General features: G+C 60.9%; 17 protein-coding genes. 7 read left to right on the top strand and 10 right to left on the bottom strand.

The features are described 5' to 3' along the window. Positions 1-456: 456 nt before the first annotated feature. From R4P65_RS01730 to R4P65_RS01700, 7 genes are read right to left on the bottom strand one after another with little or no spacing between them, the layout of a single operon-like run. A complete protein-coding gene (locus R4P65_RS01730) occupies positions 457-1,062 on the bottom strand; it encodes a 3-oxoacid CoA-transferase subunit B (RefSeq protein ID WP_317825539.1) in 606 nt (201 codons plus the stop codon). Positions 1,063-1,103: 41 nt separating this feature from the next. Next, positions 1,104-1,859 (bottom strand): CoA transferase subunit A, encoded by a 756-nt coding sequence (locus R4P65_RS01725; protein ID WP_007730192.1) that lies wholly within the window; start codon positions 1,857-1,859, stop codon positions 1,104-1,106. Positions 1,860-1,862: 3 nt separating this feature from the next. Next, complete coding sequence (locus R4P65_RS01720; RefSeq protein WP_317825230.1) at positions 1,863-2,690, bottom strand: CoA ester lyase; 828 nt, start codon at positions 2,688-2,690, stop codon at positions 1,863-1,865. Further along, positions 2,687-3,175, bottom strand: coding sequence for a MaoC family dehydratase (locus R4P65_RS01715; RefSeq protein ID WP_003942078.1), 489 nt, complete (start codon positions 3,173-3,175; stop codon positions 2,687-2,689). Before R4P65_RS01715 ends, R4P65_RS01720 begins: the two co-directional genes overlap by 4 nt. Then, positions 3,172-4,335, bottom strand: coding sequence for an acyl-CoA dehydrogenase family protein (locus R4P65_RS01710; RefSeq protein ID WP_020906879.1), 1,164 nt, complete (start codon positions 4,333-4,335; stop codon positions 3,172-3,174). The genes R4P65_RS01715 and R4P65_RS01710 overlap by 4 nt, the downstream gene beginning before the upstream one ends. After that, a complete protein-coding gene (locus tag R4P65_RS01705; protein WP_317825229.1) occupies positions 4,335-6,374 on the bottom strand; it encodes an acetyl/propionyl/methylcrotonyl-CoA carboxylase subunit alpha in 2,040 nt (679 codons plus the stop codon). The genes R4P65_RS01710 and R4P65_RS01705 overlap by 1 nt, the downstream gene beginning before the upstream one ends. A gap of 5 nt (positions 6,375-6,379) precedes the next feature. Then, positions 6,380-7,969, bottom strand: coding sequence for a carboxyl transferase domain-containing protein (locus tag R4P65_RS01700; RefSeq protein WP_042453308.1), 1,590 nt, complete (start codon positions 7,967-7,969; stop codon positions 6,380-6,382). A 98-nt stretch (positions 7,970-8,067) separates the two neighbouring features. Here R4P65_RS01700 and R4P65_RS01695 point away from each other — a divergent pair, with 98 nt between their 5' ends. Both R4P65_RS01695 and R4P65_RS01690 read left to right on the top strand, forming a co-directional pair. After that, positions 8,068-8,667: a TetR/AcrR family transcriptional regulator gene (locus R4P65_RS01695; protein ID WP_003941968.1), complete on the top strand. Its 600-nt coding sequence runs from the start codon at positions 8,068-8,070 to the stop codon at positions 8,665-8,667. A 48-nt stretch (positions 8,668-8,715) separates the two neighbouring features. After that, positions 8,716-9,462, top strand: a complete 747-nt coding sequence (locus R4P65_RS01690) for a GTP pyrophosphokinase family protein (protein WP_230812227.1) — start codon at positions 8,716-8,718, stop codon at positions 9,460-9,462. Between the two features lie 156 nt (positions 9,463-9,618). Here the strand turns inward: R4P65_RS01690 and R4P65_RS01685 are convergent, their stop codons facing one another. Beyond that, entirely contained in the window at positions 9,619-9,879 is a 261-nt protein-coding gene (locus tag R4P65_RS01685; protein WP_003942027.1) for a GlsB/YeaQ/YmgE family stress response membrane protein, read from the bottom strand. Positions 9,880-10,067: 188 nt separating this feature from the next. Here R4P65_RS01685 and dctA point away from each other — a divergent pair, with 188 nt between their 5' ends. Next, positions 10,068-11,465 (top strand): C4-dicarboxylate transporter DctA, encoded by a 1,398-nt coding sequence (gene dctA / locus R4P65_RS01680; RefSeq protein ID WP_317825228.1) that lies wholly within the window; start codon positions 10,068-10,070, stop codon positions 11,463-11,465. A 1,240-nt stretch (positions 11,466-12,705) separates the two neighbouring features. On the opposite strand, the gene R4P65_RS01675 is transcribed toward dctA, so the two are convergent. Then, positions 12,706-14,568: an acyl-CoA synthetase gene (locus R4P65_RS01675; RefSeq protein ID WP_317825227.1), complete on the bottom strand. Its 1,863-nt coding sequence runs from the start codon at positions 14,566-14,568 to the stop codon at positions 12,706-12,708. Beyond that, on the bottom strand, positions 14,565-15,434 hold the full coding sequence (locus R4P65_RS01670; protein WP_317825226.1) for a fumarylacetoacetate hydrolase family protein: 870 nt from the start codon (positions 15,432-15,434) through the stop codon (positions 14,565-14,567). Before R4P65_RS01670 ends, R4P65_RS01675 begins: the two co-directional genes overlap by 4 nt. Positions 15,435-15,538: 104 nt before the next feature. Here R4P65_RS01670 and R4P65_RS01665 point away from each other — a divergent pair, with 104 nt between their 5' ends. The 4 genes from R4P65_RS01665 (at position 15,539) to R4P65_RS01650 (ending at position 21,884) form a co-directional block, all read left to right on the top strand. Beyond that, positions 15,539-16,111, top strand: a complete 573-nt coding sequence (locus R4P65_RS01665) for a TetR/AcrR family transcriptional regulator (RefSeq protein ID WP_317825225.1) — start codon at positions 15,539-15,541, stop codon at positions 16,109-16,111. A 102-nt stretch (positions 16,112-16,213) separates the two neighbouring features. After that, entirely contained in the window at positions 16,214-16,729 is a 516-nt protein-coding gene (locus R4P65_RS01660; protein ID WP_317825224.1) for a VOC family protein, read from the top strand. Continuing rightward, positions 16,726-18,396: an FAD-dependent monooxygenase gene (locus R4P65_RS01655; protein ID WP_317825223.1), complete on the top strand. Its 1,671-nt coding sequence runs from the start codon at positions 16,726-16,728 to the stop codon at positions 18,394-18,396. The genes R4P65_RS01660 and R4P65_RS01655 overlap by 4 nt, the downstream gene beginning before the upstream one ends. Next, complete coding sequence (locus R4P65_RS01650; protein WP_317825222.1) at positions 18,393-21,884, top strand: indolepyruvate ferredoxin oxidoreductase family protein; 3,492 nt, start codon at positions 18,393-18,395, stop codon at positions 21,882-21,884. Before R4P65_RS01655 ends, R4P65_RS01650 begins: the two co-directional genes overlap by 4 nt. Positions 21,885-21,930: the final 46 nt, after the last annotated feature.

Genomic DNA, 21,930 nt, shown 5'->3' with positions numbered 1-21,930 from the left:
GCCCACAGCCTCTCTTCCACACCATTGCGCACCCGTGCGAGCCGAACGTCCGATTCGCAGCAGCTACCGACCTCATCCAACCTCGACGAGCCAGAACCACCCATTGTCTCCGATACATAGGTGACAAGAGAAATCCATACCCCGGTGTATCGACGGTTTTGTTGCAATTCGTTACAAATCGCCCAGCTCATCTACCCCCCGATCGCATTGCCGAAACGCACCGTTCAGACGAGGCGCGCGACATCTCTCCCCCTGGGACAATCAATTGCAACCGACGATCTACACCCCAATCCACATCAGTCACTCGGACAATTTACAGGGCCGCCAGGTACTGGGTGCCTGAGCTCGAACAAGATTCGACAGTCGCTGATCGAGAATATCGGTACACGCCGACAGACCGACGAAAGAACGCGCCGACCAGCGGTCGGCGCGTTCTTCGATTTACGGTACGAAGCTTCAGGACAAGGCGACGCCAGTCACGCTCTGCAGGTGATCGCTGGTGACACCTGGAGCTAGCTCCACAAGCTGCAGCCCGTCCGCGGTGACGTCCAGCACTGCCAGGTCGGTGATGATCCGGTTGACGACACTCTGACCGGTAAGCGGCAGCGTGCACGCCTCGACGATCTTGGGGTTGCCGTCGCGGTCGGTGTGCTCCATCACGACGATGACGCGGCGGGCACCGTGGACCAGGTCCATCGCCCCGCCCATACCCTTCACCATTTTGCCCGGCACCATCCAGTTGGCAAGGTCACCGGTCTTCGACACCTGCATCCCGCCGAGCACCGCGGTGTCGATGTGACCACCGCGGATCATGCCGAACGAGAGAGCCGAGTCGAAGAACGCGGCACCTGGATTGACGGTGACGGTTTCTTTACCGGCATTGATGAGGTCGGCATCGACCTGATCATCGGTCGGGTACGGTCCGGTACCGAGGATGCCGTTCTCACTGTGGAGAACTACCTTGACGCCCTCCGGCAGGTAGCTGGGGATCAGCGTCGGCAGGCCGATACCGAGATTGACGTACTCACCTGGCCGCATCTCGGCAGCAGCGCGAGCGGCCATCTCGTGGCGAGTCCAACCGATACGAGTTTCCTCTGCGCTGCTCACTTGGTACCTCCCGAGACGGTCCGCTTCTCGATCCGCTTCTCCTGTGGGCCCGTATGCACGACGCGCGCGACGAACACTCCGGGAAGGTGAACGTGCGCAGGGTCAATGTCGCCCGGCTCTACGAGGTTCTCCACCTGCGCGATGGTGATCCGCCCCGCCATGGCGGCAAGCGGGTTGAAGTTCATCGCAGTCTTGTTGAAGACGAGATTGCCTTCGGTGTCGCCGTAGTCCGCGTGCACGAGCGCGAAGTCAGCGGTGATCGCCTCTTCCAATACATACGTGCGGCCACCGAACACTGCCGTCGCCTTCGGTGGCGACGCCACGGCGATCGAACCGTCCGGGTTGTATCGCCACGGCAAGCCGCCCTCGGCGATCGGTGTGCCGACGCCGGCCGGAGTGTAGAACGCCGGAATGCCGGTACCGCCTGCTCGCAGCCGCTCGGCCAGCGTCCCCTGCGGCGTCAACTCCACTTCGAGCTCACCAGCGAGATACTGGCGGGCGAACTCCTTGTTCTCCCCCACGTACGACGCCGTCACCCTGGCGATCCGGTGCGCGCCGAGCAGAATGCCGAGACCGTAGTCGTCGACACCGCAGTTGTTGGAGAACACCTCGAGATCGGTGGCGTCGCCGTCGGCGATCGCCGCGATCAGTGCGTCGGGAATACCGCACAGCCCGAAGCCGCCCACTGCGAGCCTGGATCCGCTCGCGATGTCGGCAACTGCCTCAGCTGCCGTATTCACGACTTTGCTCATCCGTTAGTTCTCCTTCTGCTGAAAGATTCCGGCTCGGTGAAGAAGCTTCTCGGCGTGACGAAGAACGGGAGCGTCGACCATCTTGCCCTCGAACGCGAACACACCACGTTCAGTAGACACCGCGGCAAGCACTCGTGTGGCCCAGTCGATCTCTTTTTCCGAAGGTGCGAAGGCACCACGGATGACCTCGACCTGACTCGGGTGGATCGCAACCTTCACGTCGAAGCCGACTGCGACAGCATCAGCGGACTCGACGCCCAGGCCGACGAGGTCCTTGATGTCGAGATAAACGGAATCGACAGCCAACCGGCCGTAGCTCTTCGCGGCCAGGAGAGACGTCGATCGGACGTGCTTGGCAACGTCGCGGTACGAACCGTTCGGGTGCCTGCTCGAATTACCGCCGAGACCGGCCACAAGATCCTCGGCTCCCCACATGACACCGATGGCGTTCGCAGCAAGCGCGATGTCGGCCACGGCGAGGGCTCCTCGCGGGGACTCGACGAGTGCAACCACGTCCGCCGGTGCGAGCGAGAGGACGTCCTCGGCCGATTCGCACTTGGACAGCATGAGACGCGAATAGTGTGTGCCGTCCAGCGCGATCAGATCGAGTTCATGATCACGAGTACCGACCGGATTGACGCGCACGACAGTCCGCTCCGGATCGAGAGGCGTGTCGATCAGGGCTGCACGTGCGGCTTCCTTGTCGGCCGGAGCCACACCGTCTTCGAGATCGAGGATCACGACGTCGGCAACAGCCGCGGCCTTCGCATAGCGCTCGGGACGATCCGCCGGGCAGAACAACCACGCCGGCCCCGGCGGTGTCCACGTCATGAGGACACCTCTGCCGGACGCAGTTGCACCAGTGTCTTGCGCGTGGCCAGTGCGACGACGTCACCGTGCTGGTTACGCCCGGTGTGCACGAGCGTCACGATGCCTTCACCTGGACGGCTCTTCGACTCGCGCTTGTCCGCGATGAGCGTCTCGGCATACAAGGTGTCGCCGTGAAAGAGCGGCTTCGGGAAGCTGATCTCGGAGAAACCGAGGTTCGCCACGATGGTGCCCTGCGTCAACTGCGCGACGGACAGGCCGACGATGGTCGACAGGGTGAACATCGAATTGACCAGCCGCACACCGAATTGAGTGTCCTCGCTGTACGCGGCATCGAGATGCAACGCCTGCGTGTTCATGGTCAAAGTCGTGAACAGGACGTTGTCAGCCTCGGTCACCGTCCGGCCTGGGCGATGCTCGTAGATTGCGCCGACCTCGAACTCCTCGAACCAGAGCCCGCGCTGAGTGATCTTCTTGGGGTTCGTCACAGCCCTGCCTCACGAGCGATGAGCATCAACTGCACCTCGGTCGTTCCCTCACCGATTTCGAGGATCTTGCTGTCACGGTAGTGGCGCGCGACGGCGTACTCGTTCATGAAGCCGTATCCGCCGTGGATCTGTGTGGCGTCACGAGCGTTGTCCATGGCAGCTTCGGAGGAAATGAGCTTGGCGATGGATGCCTGCTTCTTGAACGGCTTGCCCGACAACATGAGTGCGGCCGCGTCGTAGTACGCGGTACGTGCGACGTGGGCGCGGGCCTCCATGCGCGCGATCTTGAACGCGATGGCCTGGTTGTGTCCGATGGGGCGACCGAACGCCTCGCGCTCCTTGGCGTACTTGATCGACTCGTCGACGCAGCCCTGGGCTGCACCGACGCTCAACGCGGAAATGGCGATGCGGCCTTCGTCGAGGATGCGCAGGAAGTTCGCGTAGCCGCGGCCACGCTCACCGAGCAGATTCTCTTCGGGAACACGAACATCCGCGAACGTGAGCGGATGGGTGTCGGATGCGTTCCAGCCGACCTTGTTGTACGCCGGTTCGGCAGTGAAGCCGGGCGTCGTGGTCGGCACGAGTATCGTCGAGATCTCCTTCTTGCCCCCGTCCTTGACACCCGTGACCGCGGTGACCGTCACGAGCTTGGTGATGTCTGTGCCCGAGTTGGTGATGAACTGCTTGTTGCCGTTGATGATCCACTCGCCGCTGTCGAACTTCGCGGTGGTCTTGGTTCCGCCGGCGTCACTACCCGCACCGGGTTCGGTCAGGCCGAAGGCAGCCAAAGACTTGCCGCTGGTGAGCTGCGGAAGCCACTCTTCCTTCTGTGCCTCGTTACCGAAGCGGTAGATGGGCATGGCACCCAAGGACACTCCGGCTTCGAGGGTGATCGCGACGCTCTGGTCGACCTTGCCCAACTCTTCGAGCGCCAGGCAGAGTGCGAAGTAGTCGCCACCCATTCCGCCGTACTCCTCGGGGAAGGGCAGGCCGAACAAGCCCATGTCCGCCATCCCGGCAACTACCTCGTACGGAAAGGTGTGGTTGGCGTCGTGCTCGGCAGCAACCGGTGCAACGACGGTCTTGGCGAAGTCGGCAACGGTCTTGGCGAGCTGCTGGTATTCGTCCGGAAGCGCTCCGGTGGCAAGGTAATCGGACATCAGGCGTCTTCCTTCGGCGTCGTGTTCTCGGACTTTTCTTCGGCAGTCTCTTCGTCTTGGGCAGGTACCACGCGGGCCAGAACCTGATCCACCATCACCTGATCGCCCTGACGGACAAGCACTTCCACGATCCCGTCGATCGGGGACGTCAAGGAGTGCTCCATCTTCATGGCCTCGACCACGACGAGCGGTTGTCCCGCGCTCACTGCCGCGCCGTTCTCGACGTTGACCGCGATGACGGCACCGGGCATGGGGCTGGCGATTTCGGCATCACCGGCATGCTTGTCCTCACCGCGGACGCTGACTTCGGCAACCTCGCGCACGTGCCAGGTTCCGCCACCCGCGAGCCACAAACCACCGTCGGTCTCGGCGACGACGAACGTGCGTCGGCGTCCGTCGATCACCACCGCCAGTTCGGATCCCGTCAGGGTCGCGCTGAATGCGCGCGGTTGTGAACCTTCGACCTCGACCTTTGCATCCGCGGGAACCCCGACGATCGCAACGTGCGCCGTTCGGGTGCCGGCGGAGAGCCTGATGCTGGTCGGAGCGGGAGTTCCGACGCGCCATCCACTCGGGACGTCCCAGGGATCAACGGATTCCGAAGTTGTCCACCGCGAGAGCCAGCGATAAGCCGCGGCAGCAATGAGAACCTCGTCGGAGGCGTCGGCTGCGACGAAGTCTTCGACGCGACGATCGAGCAGACCGGTGTCGAGGTTGCCCGCGATCACATCCGGATCAGCGAGAAGGAACCGTGCGAATTCGATGTTGGTCACGACTCCGAGCACTGCGGTGTCACCGAGTGCGCGATCGAGCTTGCGCAGTGCGCCCGCCCGGTCGGGAGCGTGGGCGATGACCTTACTGAGCATCGGGTCGTAGTCACTGCCGACGACGGTGCCCGCGAGCAGTCCGGAATCGACGCGCACGCCGGAACCTGACGGCTCGACCAGATCGACGACGCGACCACCTGTCGGCAGGAATCCACGGCCCGGATCCTCCGCGTACACACGAGCTTCGATGGCGTGCCCGGTCAGCGTGATGTCACTCTGGGAGAAGGCCAACTTCTCTCCCGCTGCCACACGAACCTGCCATTCGACCAGATCCAGTCCGGTCACCATTTCGGTGACGGGGTGCTCGACCTGCAGGCGGGTATTCATCTCCATGAAGAAGAACTCGTCCGGCTTGTCGGCGGAGACGATGAACTCCACGGTGCCGGCGCCGGTGTAATCGACGCTTCGAGCGGTGTTGCACGCTGCCGCACCGATCCGGTCACGGGTCACCTGATCGAGCAGCGGCGAGGGAGCCTCTTCGATGACCTTCTGATGACGCCGCTGCAGGCTGCATTCGCGCTCACCGAGGTGAACGACGTTGCCGTGCTGGTCGGCGAGAACCTGGACCTCGATGTGCCGGGGCCGCAGGACGAATCGCTCGAGGAACAGGGTGTCGTCGCCGAACGACGACGCGGCCTCACGACGCGCACTGCGAAGAGCCTCGGCCAGATTGGCCGGATCCTCGACCAGACGCATTCCCTTGCCGCCGCCACCGGCGGAAGGCTTGACCAACACCGGGTAGCCGATGTCCTCGGCTGCCGCGATCAGTTCTTCGTCGGTCAGATTCGGACGAGCGATGCCCGGGACCACCGGGACGTCGAACGCGGCGACTGCGTTCTTCGCGGTGATCTTGTCACCCATCACTTCGATAGCTCGCTCGGACGGGCCGAGGAAGGCGATTCCCGCGGCCGCACAGGCAGCCGAGAACGCCGAGTTCTCCGACAGGAAGCCGTAGCCGGGGTGAATGCCCTGTGCGCCCGTGGACTTGGCAGCGTCGATCACCTTGTCGATGACGAGGTAGCTTTCACGCGCCGCAGCCGGTCCGATGTTGACGGCGGTGTCGGCCTCGCGGACGTGTCGAGCATTCGCGTCGGCGTCGCTGTAGACGGCGACGCTGCGAATTCCCAACTCACGCAACGTGCGGATCACACGAACCGCGATCTCACCGCGGTTGGCCACGAGAACAGTATCGATAGTGCGCAACTCAGTCATTTCGCTCACATCCGGAAGACGCCGTAGGAGACCGGTTCGATCGGCGCGTTTGCACACACCGAGAGAGCCAGGCCGAGAACAGTTCTGGTATCTGCGGGGTCGATGACACCGTCATCCCACAGCCGCGCAGTGGAGTAGTACGGATTTCCCTGAGCCTCGTACTGCTCGCGGATCGGCGCCTTGAAGGACTCTTCGTCCTCGGCCGACCACGGATTGCCCGCGCTGTCGAGCTGGTCACTACGAACGGTCGAGAGCACCGACGCGGCCTGCTCGCCGCCCATGACCGAGATGCGCGCGTTCGGCCACATCCACAGGAAGCGAGGTGAATACGCGCGTCCACACATGGAGTAGTTGCCGGCGCCGTAAGAGCCGCCGATGACAACCGTCAGCTTCGGAACCCGTGCACACGCAACTGCCGTGACCATCTTGGCGCCGTGCTTGGCGATGCCGCCGGCCTCGTAGTCGCGTCCCACCATGAAGCCCGCGATGTTCTGCAGGAACAGCAGCGGCACACTGCGCTTGTCGCACAGTTCGATGAAATGTGCTCCCTTCATGGCGGATTCGCCGAAGAGCACGCCGTTGTTGGCGATGATGCCGACCGGGTGGCCCTCGATGTGGGCGAAACCGGTGACGAGCGTCTTGCCGTACTCAGCCTTGAATTCCTGGAACGCGCCACCGTCGACGAGCTTGGTGATCACCTCGTGCACGTCGTACGGAGTACGAGGATCGGTCGGGACGACGTCGTAGAGTTCGCTTTGATCTGCGACAGGCGGAACCGTGGAGATGACGTCCCACGGGCGCTCGGAACGGGGGCCGAGTGTGGCAATGATGTTGCGCACGATACGAAGTGCGTCGCGGTCGTCCTCGGCCAGGTGGTCGGTGACGCCGGAAACCTTGGAGTGCAGGTCGCCGCCGCCGAGCTCTTCTGCCGTCACGATCTCACCGGTGGCTGCCTTCACCAGCGGCGGGCCGCCGAGGAAGATGGTGCCCTGGTTGCGGACGATCACTGCTTCGTCGCTCATCGCGGGCACGTATGCGCCGCCCGCGGTACACGAACCGAGAACTGCGGCGATCTGGGGAATCCCCTTGGCGCTCATGGTCGCCTGGTTGTAGAAGATCCGGCCGAAGTGCTCGCGGTCCGGGAAGACTTCGTCCTGGCGCGGCAGGAAGGCGCCGCCGGAGTCGACGAGGTAGATGCAGGGAAGGTTGTTCTGCAGTGCAACTTCCTGCGCACGCAGGTGCTTCTTCACCGTCATCGGGTAGTAGGTGCCGCCCTTGACCGTCGCGTCGTTGGCAACGATGACGCACTCGCGGCCCGACACACGGCCGATGCCGGTGATGACGCCGGCGCCGGGGCACTCGTCGTCGTACAGGCCGTTGGCCGCGAGCGGGGACAGCTCGAGGAACGGGCTGCCCTGATCGAGCAGCGAGTCGACGCGATCTCGCGGCAGCAGCTTCCCTCTGCTCACGTGGCGCTCGCGAGAGCGCTCGTTGCCACCCAGCGCTGCTTGCGCCAGTTTCTTCTTCAGTTCGTCCACCAGAACGGTGTGATCGGACCGGTAGCCCGATCCTTGCGTGATTCCACTGGGAGTCATCCCGCCGCCTTCGCCATGAGTTAATGCTCGATAACTGAAACTAGATTAACTATGATTAACTGAGTTGTCCAGAACACAAGCGAAGAAAGATCGAGAGAATGACCTCTGAGCAGGTAGCAGCTCCGACGCGACGCGATCAGATGAAGGCCGACCGTCGACGTCAACTCTTGGACGCCGCCGCCCGGTTGATCGCCGAGCGCGGATTCGTGAGTGTGCGACTCGAAGACCTGGGTGCGGCCGTCGGTATCAGCGGCCCCGCCGTGTACCGGCATTTCCCGAACAAGGACGCCGTCCTCGTGGAACTTCTCGTCGGCATCAGCACACGACTGCACGAAGGCGGATCAGCTGCGGCGGAGGCTGCGGACTCCCCGAGCGCTGCTCTCGACGCACTGGTGGAGTTCCACCTCGACTTCGCACTGGGCGAGCCGGACCTGATCCGTATCCAGGACCGCGACCTCGAAAGCCTCCCGGCCGATGCGCGTCGACAAGTACGCCAAACACAGCGCAAGTACGTCGAGGTCTGGGTTGGGGTGCTCGAGCAACTCGATCCCCAACTCGATCAGGCGGACGCACGAATCAAAGCGCATGCCACCTTCGGTCTGATCAACTCGACCCCACACAGCGCCAACCCCGCTTCGCCGGCACGTGCACGTCGCGTCCTGCGGGATATGACACTGGCCGCACTGCGCACCCACTGAAACCGGACACTGCACAATCGGTGGCAGACTGGTTACACCAGCTAACAGATGAGGGTGCCGAACGTGGAAGACAGCAGTGGGGTCAGCCGGGCCGATTTCGCCGAACTGCGGACCGAGTTCTCCCGCTTCATGATGTTGTACCAATTCGGAATCTCCGAACTGATGACCAAGGTGAACATCCTCAAGGACGAGTTCACTCACATCAATCAGTACAGCCCCATCGAACACGTCACGTCACGAGTCAAGTCGCCGGACAGCATCCTGCGCAAGGCTCAGCGCCTGAACATCCCGCTCACGATCGACGACATCTCGAAGAACATCTTCGACATCGCCGGAGTACGCATCACCTGCAGCTTCATTTCCGACACGTACCGAATAGCCGAGATGCTCACCAGCCAGACGGACCTTCGGGTGATCGAGCGCGAGGACTACATCGCCGATCCGAAACCCAACGGCTACAAGAGCTTGCACCTGATCGTCGAGGTCCCGGTTTTCATGAGCGACCGCGTCCGGCACGTTCCGATCGAACTCCAGATCCGCACCATCGCGATGGATTTCTGGGCAAGTCTCGAACACAAGATCTACTACAAGTACAACCGCGAGGTTCCCGTCGAACTCCTCGACGAACTCACCGAGGCTGCTGCTGCGGCACACCGCCTCGACGTCAAGATGGAACGGCTCAACGACGAGTTCGCGAAGATCAAAGCGCTACCGCATCCTGACGACGAAATCCTCGAGCAGGATCTACCGGCGCAGTTCCTCGAGGCGATGCATCTTCAGCGACGAGCGCTCTGAATTTGCGCGCCCTCTCCTGAGCGAACGCGCCTTTCGGCGCACCTGAGGCGACGAGAGTGCCGTTCGCTCACGACTGGGTTCGGACAACTAGGGCAAACAAAAGAGTGCGCCCTCCCGAACTTCGGGAGGGCGCACTGTTCGAAATTCGTAGGCTTGCTATTTCTTGCCGGTGACGGCGCTGTAGCCGATCGAGAGCACGGCCGCTGCCGCGATGCTGATGATCCAACGGATCCAGTCGATTCCACCCGTATCGCCCTTATCCGAGATCGCTCCCCAGACCCAGTACCCGATAAGCGCTCCGGCGATACCCAGCACGACGGTCACGATCATGCCGTACTGCTGCTTACCTGGCAGTACGAGACGAGCCAGGATTCCGATGACTGCGCCGAAAATAATGGTTCCGATAATTTGCCCCATGACAGCCCCTCTCACACGTCGTGCATGCACGCGGACGGAAGATCACCGCTCAGGGAAACAATAACCACAGTCACACACAACTGTCGCTTGTTGACCGAATTGTTGTCCGAGATGCAACCTGGACGTGTTACACGCAGGACATTCGCGAGTTATTCTTTCGCAATCAAGCAGACCTAGCGTTCTCGTCCATGGCCACTTCCGTAAAACTGCCGAACAGCGAGCTCGCGCGGCTCGCCAACAAACCACCCTGGTACCGATCCCTGTTCGTGCAACTGATCGCCGCTATCGTGATCGGTGTTCTCATCGGCTGGTTGTGGCCGGAATTCGGCGCAAATCTCAAGCCCCTTGCCGACGGGTTCATCAAGTTGATCAAAATGCTGATCGCACCGATCATCTTCTGCACCGTCGTGATCGGGATCGCCCACGTCGGCGATCTGAAAGCGGTGGGACGCATCGGCGTCAAGGCGCTCATCTACTTCGAGGTTGTGACCACCTTCGCGCTGCTGTTCGGGCTGCTCATCGGCAACTTGATGAAACCAGGTGCGGGATTCAACATCGATCCGGAGACACTGGCGAACGGTGCGGACGCCGTGGCCGCCAAGACCGGAAGTGGCGAACTTCCCCACACCGTCGAATTCCTGCTCAACATCATTCCGGTGTCGATAGTTTCGGCCTTCGCCGAAAACGCACTCCTCCAAGTCCTCTTCTTCGCCGTACTGTTCGGACTCGCCTTGGCCAAGGCAGGCGAGAGTGGACCACCGATCGTGTTCGAACTAGTCGATCGTCTGAGTCATCTGTTCTTCACGATCATCGGCTGGATCATGAGACTGGCGCCGTTGGGCGCTTTGGGCGCGATGGCGTACATCGTCGGCCAGTACGGGATCGCTTCGCTCGGAAGTTACGGAAAGCTGATCGCCGCGTGCTATCTCGCGGCCGTCCTGTTCATCCTCATCCTGGCCGCGATAGTCAGGTACTTCGCGGGCGTGAACCTGTGGAAGTTCGTCAAGTACATCAAGGACGAACTCTTCCTCGCGTTGGGAACGGCGTCGACCGAAGTAGTTCTGCCCCGAATCATGGTCAAGCTCACCAACGCCGGATGCTCGCGAACGACAACAGGATTGGTGGTACCAACCGGGTACTCGTTCAATCTCGACGGCGCGACGCTGTACCTGTCGATCTGCATGCTGTTTCTGGCTCAGGCACTCGGCGTGGACCTGACACTCGGTGAACAGATCACTGCCGTCCTGGTACTGATGCTCACGTCCAAGGGAATGGCCGGAGTACCGGGATCGTCATTCCTGGCACTGTCCGCCACCGTGGCCGCAATCGGTCACGGCGCAATTCCGGTTGCCGCAGTCGCACTCCTACTGGGCGCGGATCGAATCATGGACTCGATGCGGGTGTCGGTGAACCTGCTCGGGAATTGTGTCGCTACCTTCGTGGTCGCGAATTGGGAGGGGCAGCTCGACAAGGAGCGCATGCGCCGAGTGCTCGACGGAGAAGACGTTCCACCGCTCGAGGAAGTCGATCCGATCACCGGGAAAACTGTTCCGGCACCCGAAACCGAAGGCATCCTGACCCGGTAGGTAGGTGCCGGCTACTGGTTGCACGTCGGAAATCGGTGCTGAAGAGTCGCGGGGGGCATACTTCACTGGAAAATCCAGACCGGAAAGTACGAAAGCAAATATTTGCAGATGGGGACAACCTTGCCGACGAGGGACCATTGAATCTACAAATACGACGCTTGCGCTGCACTGACTCGACATCACTGAAATGCGACTTGCGATATCTCGATATTGCTACGCGGTTGCCTCGGCGGTGATTAAAAAATCAGCGAACTGCCAGCATTATGTTTGCCAGAATTACAAGGACTAAAGTCCAGTGTTCAACCAACGAAGAGACTCGAGTGGGTAAAAATCAATCAGCTCTGAAAGCACTCTCGTGCATACAGTTACGCCTTCTCACCTGGTCTTATGTAGGTTATTTCACGCAATGAGCTATTGCGGGATTGACCATATGCCCATAGGTTCAAATTGTCCGAATGGTCACCTATTGCTATCGTAACCTTTGCGAAGGACTGGACCCGATTGCCCAGCTAAAAAATACAGTGCCCGCATCCACGCAGGATATTGAACACATGTTCACTAATCGAGTCTCGGTGGTTGTTCCGGTATTCAACGAAGAAGACGCAGTTTCCGACTGCATCGAGGGTCTACTGACCCAGTCGGAATCGATGAGATCCTGATTGTCGACAACATCATCGGTCGGATAGACGCAGACACGCGGGTACAACCGGGGTGGGCTCGTGCGGTCAAAGCATTTTCCACCGCAGCATCGCTCATTCAGCGGTTGCCGGACTCACCTACCTCTTCGAATCGCCATTTGCTCGAATCCACCGCTTCGCACTGGACCGGCAGGTCAAGTAGAGAAAGTTCGACTGCGAGCGTCAAGTGCGTAGCGGTGGCCGGAGCAAACATGGCGATCAGAAAATGCGCAAGGCTGACTGTCCGCGAGCAAGTCAGTGACCGGCAGGACATCCACGAAGTTATCGACCTTTCACTGTGCCTTCGGTCGGAGGGGATGACAATCGGTCAGATCGCAGACACGTCCGGTCGACGCGGTGAAACCCGTCCGTTGGAGTATCTGAAGTACAATCAGGCATCCGAATCGGTTCTGCACCTTCACAACATCATGAATTGGCGCCTCAAACTGACAATCTGGGGCGACTCGATGCTCCACGCGCTCGCGTGGCCCGTCTACCGCCTCTACAACTTCGAGCAGGAGCGCCTGGAATTCAGATACTTGTTTCCAGATCGCAAGGTCGAATCATGCCGGTTCACCAGTAGCCCATCGAGTTTCGCTGATCACCGAAGATTCGAAGTGATAGCGCTGCAGACTGCTTCGTAACTGATCCGCACGATCGTCCGCCGTGTCCTCAGGGAGGTGTACCGACACTCGGTCGCCATCGATGACCGTCCGGCCGCGAAGGCCGAGTTCGACCAACTCTGCGTCGACCACCCGCCTTGTTGCATCACGAATCAACGGAACCTTGAACACCTTTCCGACGGCAGTGAGTGGAAGCTCCTCGATTTCATGAATGAAGACCGGAGCTGCCGCCGGTTCAGGCGCGTGGGCTCGAGCCCAGGTGAGCAGAGAGTCGGTGTCCCGTGGGGCGTCACCTCTCAGCACAACGTAGGCGACCGGGACCTCTCCGGAATGTGCGTGGGGTCTTCCCACCACCGCCACCGCCTCGACGTCCGGGTGCTGCTCGAGGACCTCCTCGACGGTTCTCGGGTCGATATTGTGCCCGCCACGGATGATGAGGTCTTTCGCCCGCCCGCCGAGGCTCACGAATCCTTGTCCGTCGACAGATCCTCGATCGCCGGTCACGAGCCAGCCGTCGAAAACCGATCCCGAGGAATCCAGCCTGGCGCCCTGCGAATGGCGTCTCAAGTATCCAGGAAAGACGCACGGCCCCTTGATCGCGAGGATGCCTTCCTCGCCGGCCGGGCAGTCACGAATCGGTACACCTCCTGCGTCCACGTCGACAGCCTTGACGTGCTGATACGGCAAGCGGAGACCGGTGGTGCCGGGAACCCGACCACCCAACGGTTCCAGCACACTCGCGCACGTGGCTTCGGTCAGTCCGTACCCCTCGATCATCGGGACGCCGGTGTTCGACTCGAAATCCAGACGCACTCGCGCAGGCAAGGGTGCTGCGCCGACAATTCCGCATCTCAGCGAGGAGATGTCGACTCCGGTCGGAGCCTCGGGGAGGGACGAGAAAACCGTGGGAACGCCGGAAAACAATGACACTTCGAAATGCTCGACGATCCGCCAGAAATCTTCGACCGCCATTCTGTCTCGATAGCCGAGTGGACCGAGAGCCACGATCGTGCCGCCGCCGGATAGCGGAGCCAAACCGGTGACGTGGACGGCATTGACATGAAACAACGGAAGACCGCTCAGCACAACAGCATCGACGAACTCTGTGCGCTGCGCGAGCGACCATGCCAACGAGACTTCGTTCAGGTGCGTGTGAGCGGCGACTTTGGGGAGGCCCGTCGTTCCCCCGGTGTGGAAATACGCCGCCACGTCGTTGAGAGTCCGACGTTCTTCGAACTCCAGGTTCGAACCTGATTGCTCGGCACACAACAGATCGAAGTCGCCGGTCGCAGTCTCGGCCACGGACTGGGGCGGACCTCCGACAGCGAGCACCCTCTGCACAGTCGGTACAGCGGCAGCGATGTCGAGCGCCTTCTGCCAGAGCAACAGATCAAGGCTAGGGGCAGGGGCCAACAAGATCTCGGCCTCTGTCAGTGTGAAGATGTCGATCAGATGTTCGCGCGCGAGCATAGGGTTGACCGGGTTCACGATTCCGAGCGCTTGCGCACCCCACAGTGCGGCGTACGCGGATCCGGAGTTGGGCAACATCAGCGCCACCACTCCCCCCGACGGAACCTCCAACGCGGCAAAGAGATTCGCGGCCTTGTTCACTCGACTCAGCAACTGCGAGTATGTCCAGGAATTCGGCTCTCGCCAACCCGTTCCACCCGGCAGCAGGTGCAGGGCAATATTGTCTGGGTGGCGTTTGGCGGATCGTTCGATCAACTCGTAAGTACTCGCCGGCAGATCTCGATCCGACAATGCGACAGCTTCGAGGCCCGCCAACTCTTCGAGAGCACTCATCGTGCTGCTACCACAGAATTTCGCAGCATCCCAATACCCTCGATCTCAACCTCTACGACGTCACCCGGCGAGAGGAACCGTCCGCTGAAGATTCCGGCACCGGCGGGCGTCCCGGTGCAGATGACGTCGCCGGGTTCGAGCGTCTGAAATGCCGACAGGTACGCGATCAATGACGGGATGTCGTGGATGAGACTTCCTGTCCGGTCATTTTGGCGTAGTTCACCATTCACGCGGGTGGTAATACGCAAGTCCACCGCGGGTCCGAATTCATCGGCCGTCACAAGGCAGGGGCCGAAGGGCGCAAAGCTGTCGAAACTCTTGGCGACGCCGATGGACGCAACCGGGTCACCTGCCATGGCTCGCTTCTGGATGTCGCGCGCCGACACATCGTTCACCACGCTCAGGCCGGCAACGTGTGACCACCCGTTTTCGATCGACACGTCCTTCGCAACGCTGCCGATGACGACGGCCAATTCCCCCTCGTAGTCCACCTGTGCCGGGGCAATCCTCGGCAGCACGATAGGTGACTCTGTGGCAGTCACCGCAGAGCCCGCGGTGACTTGAAAATTGGGTTCGGTAGGGAGATTGCTGACGGTTTTGCCCAACGAAGCGAGCATGTCCAACGCTTCGTCCCCATGCGAGGAATAGTTGAGTCCGACGATCAGCACTTTGCCTGGACGGAGCACGGGCGCCAACACCTCCACTTCGACAAAGTCCACCCGCCGCAGAACCGAAGCAGCATGCGCCGCCTCGATGCCCGGTCCACGAAGCAGCGCCCCGATGTCTTCGAACGGTAGATCGAGCACAGACAGGCACCCGGGTTCGTCTTCGCGAGCAAGTCCGTTGTCGGTACTGAACAATCGCATGATGGCTCCTCGTCGTTGACAGGTAATGAAGGCTCTTAACTCATAGTTAAGAGCATCTCATGACCAAGAGTCAAGAGCGGGCGTGAACCCATAGACTCGAAGGCATGCCGAAGAATCGACAAGACATACCCAAGGCCGAGCGTCAGGCCGAGGTCGTAGAGTGCGCCCGAGAGCTGTTCGTCACCAACGGATTCAAAGGAACGAGCGTGGCAGCGGTGGGCAGAGCGGCCGGTATTGCACCCGCCGCCGTGCACTGGTACTTCCCCACCAAGGATGATCTGTTCGCAGCAGCGCTCGAACAACTCTTCACGAACGCACGTCTTGCAGTCCAATCCGACCCGGAGATCGCCGGCAACCCTCGCGGCGAGCTTCTGGCACTCCTCGCTGCGATGCAGCCTTATCGCGGCCTACATCGGGAGGCTTACGAGCGCATCGAGTCATCCAGCGCAGTCGGCGAAGCGTACGCGGAGATGCAGAACTGGCTTGACGAACACCTGCTTGCGATCATCGGCAACCAACTTCCCGCCGGCGCCGACACCTCACTGATCGCCGACACTGCCCATGTCCTCTTCGAGGGGCTGCTCATCAGCTCCAGACGACTCGACCGGCCTACCAGCGATCTGGTCGACTTGCTGACGGAAGCTCTTGTCGCAGCGGCAAAGGCGAAAGCCCTCTGACTTCCGAGGCAAATCTTCACATTCTCTTGACTTCCAATCAAGAACCCGTACCTTCTCTTATATGGCATTCAAGAGAGATGCCCCATACGAGGAGGTTTTGTCATGGCTTCACCCGACAAGCTCGCCCACATCGTCTTCAAAACAGGTCAACTCACGCAGATGACGGAGTGGTACACCCATGTACTCGAAGGCAGTGTCACGTTCGGAAATGACTTCCTTGCCTTCATCACTTACGACGAGGAGCATCATCGAGTCGCATTCATCGCCAGTGGCGCGACCGACAAGCCGGAACCGCATCACAGCGGCCTGCATCATGTTGCGTTCACCTACGCCACACTGGGAGATCTGATCGGCACGTATCGTCGGCTTGCCGCGGAGGATGTTCGACCCTTCTGGTGCATCAACCACGGACCGACTACGTCGATGTACTTCGAGGATCCCGACGGCAACCACGTCGAACTGCAGATCGACAACTTCGCCACGGAGGCCGAACTCGACGATTTCTTCCGCTCGGGCGCCTTCGAGGCCAATCCGATCGGTACAGAGTTCGATCCGGACGAACTCGGTCGACGTTTCGACAACGGCGTGCCGTTCGCCGAGCTGGTCAAGCAGTCATGACCCGGCCCGACTCCTCGCCGGTCGTCATCATCGGCGGAGGACCCGTCGGCCTGGCGACGGCCTTGGTTCTTGCTCGCCACGGTGTCCGGAGCATCGTGTGCGAGCAGTACTCCGGAATCAATCCGCACCCGCGCGCCCACGTCGTCAATACCCGTTCGATGGAGTTGTTCAGGACCTGGGGCATTGCCGACGCGGTGCTGCACGACGCAGTGGATCCCATGTGGATGATGAACATCTTGTGGAAGAGCACCCTCTCCGGCGAAGAATTCGGCCGCGTGAGCATGCTGGAAGTTCCGGAAGACCAGATTATTGCTCGCCTGAATTCTTCTCCGGTCGCAATCACCTCCTGCGCGCAGGACCGCGTACAAGAGCATCTGCTCGAGGCTGTCCGTGCGACAGGGCTCACCGAGGTCCGATACGACACCACTGTCACGGCAATCGACAACCTGAAACAACAGGTCCATCTCACGACCCGGTCGCAGGCCGGTACCGACACTCTCACCGCCCAGTTCGTCGTCGTGGCAGATGGTGCCACCGGCAAGTTCCGCGACTCGCTCGGGATCGGAATGAACGGACAACCCGATCTCGGCCATCAGCTCAACATCTACTTCCATGCAGACCTGTCACCGTGGACCGATCACTCACCCGCGCTTCTCGTCTGGGCGATCAATTCCCTCTCGCCCGGCGTTTTCATCGGAATGGACGGGCACAACCGCTGGACGTTCAACAGGAATTTCGATCCCGCTACCGAGTCGATCGAGCAGTTCACGCCCGAGCACTGCCGCACGTTGATTCGAGACGCAATCGGAGACCACAGCGTCGATGTCGAGGTCTGCTCGGTGGGGACGTGGACGATGTCGGCGCGAACAGCGGCGAATTATCGCAAGGATCGGGTACTGCTGGCAGGCGATTCAGCGCACCAGTTCCCACCTACCGGTGGGCTCGGCATGAACACCGGGCTCGCCGATGCAGACAATCTCGGATGGAAGCTTGCGGCCGTCGTGCAGGGATGGGCTTCTGATGCTCTTCTCGACACGTACGAATCAGACCGCCGGCCCGTCGCCGAATCCAATACAGCGCACAGCATCCGCAACGCGATTTCCATGGCGCAGAGCGGAATCGGTCCAGGAAGCGCTGATGTGGCTCGTCAACTCGAGAGCCACGACCCGTCGGTGGCTTCGCAGGCCCGCATCAACCTCGGCGCTTCTATTCCGCTGCAGCGCGCGCACTTCGATTGTCTGACGCAAGAACTCGGCTACGCCTACGACAGTACGTATGATGCGCCGGTCGCCGAGTCTCACGTGCAATCGAATCGGGTAGGCGCCCGGCTCCCTCATGTGTGGATCCAACGCGATGGGTCACAAATATCGTCGCACGATCTCCTAAAGGTGGGCTTCACCTTGATCGCGGGTCCTGCCGGCACAATGTGGGTGGAGGAGTTGAACCGATCCAGCACGGCTGTCCCACACTCGTCAGTCGTGTTCGGTAGCGATGCACATGCCGATCCTCTGGCACTCGCCACACTTGGCTTGGACGACGATTCGGCGATCCTCATCCGTCCGGACGGCCATATCGCCTGGCGCAGCAACGAGTCCGACGTGCCGTTGACCGTGGGACTCGCGCACGCCGTAGCAGGCGCCCCTACGAGACAGGCGACGCAGGCATGACCGATACTCCCTCCGCCCTGAGTGTCACCGACCGCTACCGTGAGGAGCCTGGACGTCTGCATCTCACCGGAATCCAGGCGCTTGCGAGACTCCCCATCGACCTACGCAGGATCGACCGTCAGGCCGGGCGGGACACAGCTGCTTTCGTCTCCGGATATGAAGGTTCCCCTCTTGCGGGCTACGACATGGAGCTCGAGCGCAATCGAACACTTCTGGACGAGTTCGACATAGTCTTCCGGCCTGGCGTCAACGAAGAACTGGCGGCCACCGCTGTCCAGGGCACCCAACTCGCCGGGATGCAATCGGACAAGCGTGTCGAGGGAATCATCGGTATTTGGTACGGCAAGTCCCCCGGCCTCGACCGAGCTTCGGATGCGTTCCGCCACAACAACATGATGGGAACGCATCCCGAAGGCGGAGCGCTCGCGCTGGTCGGAGACGATCCCGCGGCAAAGTCGTCAACTGTTCCGGGCGCATCCGAGTTACTGCTGGCCGACTTGGGAATCCCGACGCTCTACCCTTCGGACCCACAAGAAGCACTCGATTTCGGGATCCACGGAATCGCGATGTCGAGGGCATGCGGACTGTGGGTTGCGCTGAAGATCGCCACCAACGTTGCCGACGGCTCGGGCACCGTCGACATCGACCCGCAGCGAGTTCAGCCCGTCATTCCGGATCGTGTGGTCGACGGCGCACCGTACCGCCACGAAGTAACCGCACAGATTCTTCAACCAACCCTCGGAAGGCTCGAGAAAAGCCGTGACGGAACGCGATTGGAGATCGCTCGCCGCTACGCCGCAGACAACGAGCTCAATCGCATCACTCACAGCACGCCGAGCGACACGATCGGCATCATCGCACCGGGCAAAACGTATCTTGATCTACGCCAAGCACTTCGAACACTGGGACTCGACGACGACGAGTTGGCACGGCGTGGCGTTCGTCTCCTTCACCTCGGAATGATCTTCCCGCTCGAACCAACGGTGATCGGAAAGTTCGCAGCTGGGTTGAGCCACATCATCGTTGTGGAGGAAAAGCGACCGATCATCGAAACCGCAGTGAAGGACCTGCTGTACGGCACCGAGAACCCGCCCACCGTCGTCGGCAAGAGGTTGCCGAACGGCCGACCGTTCTTTCCACTCGACGGCGAACTCGACCCCGACTCCATCACCACCCGGCTGGCAGGTCGACTGATTTCCTTCGGATCGTTCCCGACTGTCGATCGTTGGCTACTGGATTCTCGCCCGTCGAGCGCTCGCATAGAACTCCCACTACTCGCCCGGACACCGTACTTCTGCTCGGGATGTCCCCACAACGTATCGACGAAGACTCCGGAGGGTGCGACAGTTGGTGCCGGAATCGGTTGCCACGGAATGGTATCCCTCATGGAGTCGGTCCAGGTGGGATCGGTCATAGGTATGACCCAGATGGGCGGCGAGGGGGCACAGTGGATCGGCATGGCCCCCTTTCTGTCCCGGAAGCATCTCATCCAAAACCTAGGCGACGGAACCTTTCACCACTCCGGCAGTCTCGCCATTCGCGCCTCCATAGCGGCCGGCACCAACATCACTTACAAGATCCTCTACAACTCGGCCGTCGCCATGACCGGCGGACAGCAACCCGGCGGGGTCATGTCGGTTCATGCGATCTGTGCCGCCCTGACGGCCGAGGGAGTTCGGCGCATCATCGTCACTGCCGACGACACCAAGCGCTACCGCAAGGCGAAACTACCTCGGAACGTTAAACTCTGGCATCGAGACCGGTTGATCGAAGCGCAGCAAGAACTCGCGAAAATCTCAGGAGTTACGGTTCTGATTCACGATCAGGAATGCGCGACCGAACTGCGACGCAAACGTAAGCGTGGCCTGGTTGCCGAACCGGCGGAGCGCATCGTGATCAACGAGCGTGTCTGCGAAGGCTGCGGTGACTGCGGACAGAAGTCCAATTGCCTCTCCGTTCAGCCTGTCGGAACGGAATTCGGGCGCAAGACGCGGATCGATCAGTCGTCGTGCAACAAGGACTACTCATGCCTCGACGGCGACTGCCCATCATTCCTGTCCGTCGTGCCGAGGTCGAAGCCAGCGGTCCGTCAGTCCGCCGAGCCGTTCGACACCTCGGATCTACCCGAGCCCGTGTACGAACTCCCTTCGTCGTACACCGTCCGGATCACCGGCGTGGGAGGCTCCGGTGTGGTCACGCTATCCCAAATCATCAGCACGGCAGCCACACTTGCCGGCAGGCACGTACGGACCCTCGATCAGACTGGTCTGGCGCAGAAAGGTGGTGCGGTTGTCTCCGACGTCAAGTTCACGCTCGAACCACTCGATCAGGGCAGCAAAGCAAGTAACGCAGAGTGCGATCTGTACCTCGGTTGCGATCTGCTCGTCGCAGCCGACGCGAAGTATCTCAAGGCCACGGATGCTTCACGCACCACCGCGGTGGTCTCGACCTCCGAGGTTCCCACCGGTCAGATGGTGATCGACACCTCGGTGGACTTCCCTGATGTGGCGAAGGTGTCGGAGAGGATTTCTCGCGAGGTCACACAGCACAGGCTGGTGGACGCGCGTGATCTTGCTGTGAGACTCCTCGGAGAGGACCAGTTCGCAAACCTCCTCCTGACCGGCGTTGCTTACCAAATCGGAGCACTGCCGGTGTCATCCGAATTCATCGAGGAGGCAATAGCTCTCAACGGAGTCAAGGTCGAATCGAACCTGCGCGCCTTTCGCTACGGTCGCTTGTTCATTGCAGACCCGTTGCGTTTCGACAATACCCTTCGCGCAGCGGCGGGTAGTTCGAGACGACAGACACCTGTCGACAATCGATCCGTGGCACTTGCCCACACTGTCGCAGCGACGCCAGGCTCGGAACTCGAAAGGTTGATGTCGATCCGTGTGACCGAGCTGATTGCCTACCAAAGCGTTTCCTATGCAACGAAGTACACTGAGTTCGTCGAACACGTGCGTGAAATCGAGGCACGCCGCGCCGCAGGTTCGGACGAGTTGACGCAGTCCGTAGCCCGCAATCTGTACAAGCTGATGGCGTACAAGGACGAGTACGAAGTCGCGAGACTGTCCCTCGATCCCGAGGTCCGGCGCACTATTGCTGCTCAATTCGGTCCGGATGCAAAGGTTTCGTATCGCCTACATCCGCCTGCGCTGCGCGCAATAGGTATGAAGAAGAAGATTGAGCTGGGGCCGTGGTCTACACCGGCATTTCGCGCTCTTGCCGGGATGCGACGCATCAGAGGTACACGCGCCGATCTCTTCGGGTTGGCTCACGTGCGAAGAGTGGAGCGTGAGCTGATCGTCGAGTATCAGGCGCTTATCCGGAATCTGTTGAAAGAAATGACAACTGAAAACCTCCACCTTGCAGTCGAAATAGCTGAACTACCCGATATGGTCCGCGGATACGAGGGCATCAAACTCGCTGCGGTCAAGCGCTATCGCTCGCGGATCGAAGAGTTGAGCCACGGGTTCACTCGAGACTGAATCGTGGCCGGTGTGGTGTGCTGTGACGGACGTGCACGCCACACCG

Origin of the sequence: Rhodococcus sp. IEGM 1318, from assembly GCF_033142465.1 — a bacterium.
Taxonomy (GTDB): domain Bacteria; phylum Actinomycetota; class Actinomycetes; order Mycobacteriales; family Mycobacteriaceae; genus Rhodococcus_F; species Rhodococcus_F qingshengii_B.
This window is presented reverse-complemented; position numbering and strand designations above follow the sequence as displayed.

Coding starts and splice junctions, on each gene's coding strand:
- R4P65_RS01730 (WP_317825539.1), bottom strand. CDS start 1,062: ATGGCCGCTCGCGCTGCTGCCGAGATGCGGCCAGGTGAGTACGTCAAT.
- R4P65_RS01685 (WP_003942027.1), bottom strand. CDS start 9,879: ATGGGGCAAATTATCGGAACCATTATTTTCGGCGCAGTCATCGGAATC.
- R4P65_RS01660 (WP_317825224.1), top strand. CDS start 16,214: ATGGCTTCACCCGACAAGCTCGCCCACATCGTCTTCAAAACAGGTCAA.
- R4P65_RS01710 (WP_020906879.1), bottom strand. CDS start 4,335: ATGTCCGATTACCTTGCCACCGGAGCGCTTCCGGACGAATACCAGCAG.
- R4P65_RS01690 (WP_230812227.1), top strand. CDS start 8,716: ATGAGGGTGCCGAACGTGGAAGACAGCAGTGGGGTCAGCCGGGCCGAT.
- dctA (WP_317825228.1), top strand. CDS start 10,068: ATGGCCACTTCCGTAAAACTGCCGAACAGCGAGCTCGCGCGGCTCGCC.
- R4P65_RS01675 (WP_317825227.1), bottom strand. CDS start 14,568: ATGAGTGCTCTCGAAGAGTTGGCGGGCCTCGAAGCTGTCGCATTGTCG.
- R4P65_RS01705 (WP_317825229.1), bottom strand. CDS start 6,374: ATGACTGAGTTGCGCACTATCGATACTGTTCTCGTGGCCAACCGCGGT.
- R4P65_RS01670 (WP_317825226.1), bottom strand. CDS start 15,434: ATGCGATTGTTCAGTACCGACAACGGACTTGCTCGCGAAGACGAACCC.
- R4P65_RS01650 (WP_317825222.1), top strand. CDS start 18,393: ATGACCGATACTCCCTCCGCCCTGAGTGTCACCGACCGCTACCGTGAG.
- R4P65_RS01720 (WP_317825230.1), bottom strand. CDS start 2,690: ATGACGTGGACACCGCCGGGGCCGGCGTGGTTGTTCTGCCCGGCGGAT.
- R4P65_RS01695 (WP_003941968.1), top strand. CDS start 8,068: ATGACCTCTGAGCAGGTAGCAGCTCCGACGCGACGCGATCAGATGAAG.
- R4P65_RS01665 (WP_317825225.1), top strand. CDS start 15,539: ATGCCGAAGAATCGACAAGACATACCCAAGGCCGAGCGTCAGGCCGAG.
- R4P65_RS01725 (WP_007730192.1), bottom strand. CDS start 1,859: ATGAGCAAAGTCGTGAATACGGCAGCTGAGGCAGTTGCCGACATCGCG.
- R4P65_RS01700 (WP_042453308.1), bottom strand. CDS start 7,969: ATGACTCCCAGTGGAATCACGCAAGGATCGGGCTACCGGTCCGATCAC.
- R4P65_RS01655 (WP_317825223.1), top strand. CDS start 16,726: ATGACCCGGCCCGACTCCTCGCCGGTCGTCATCATCGGCGGAGGACCC.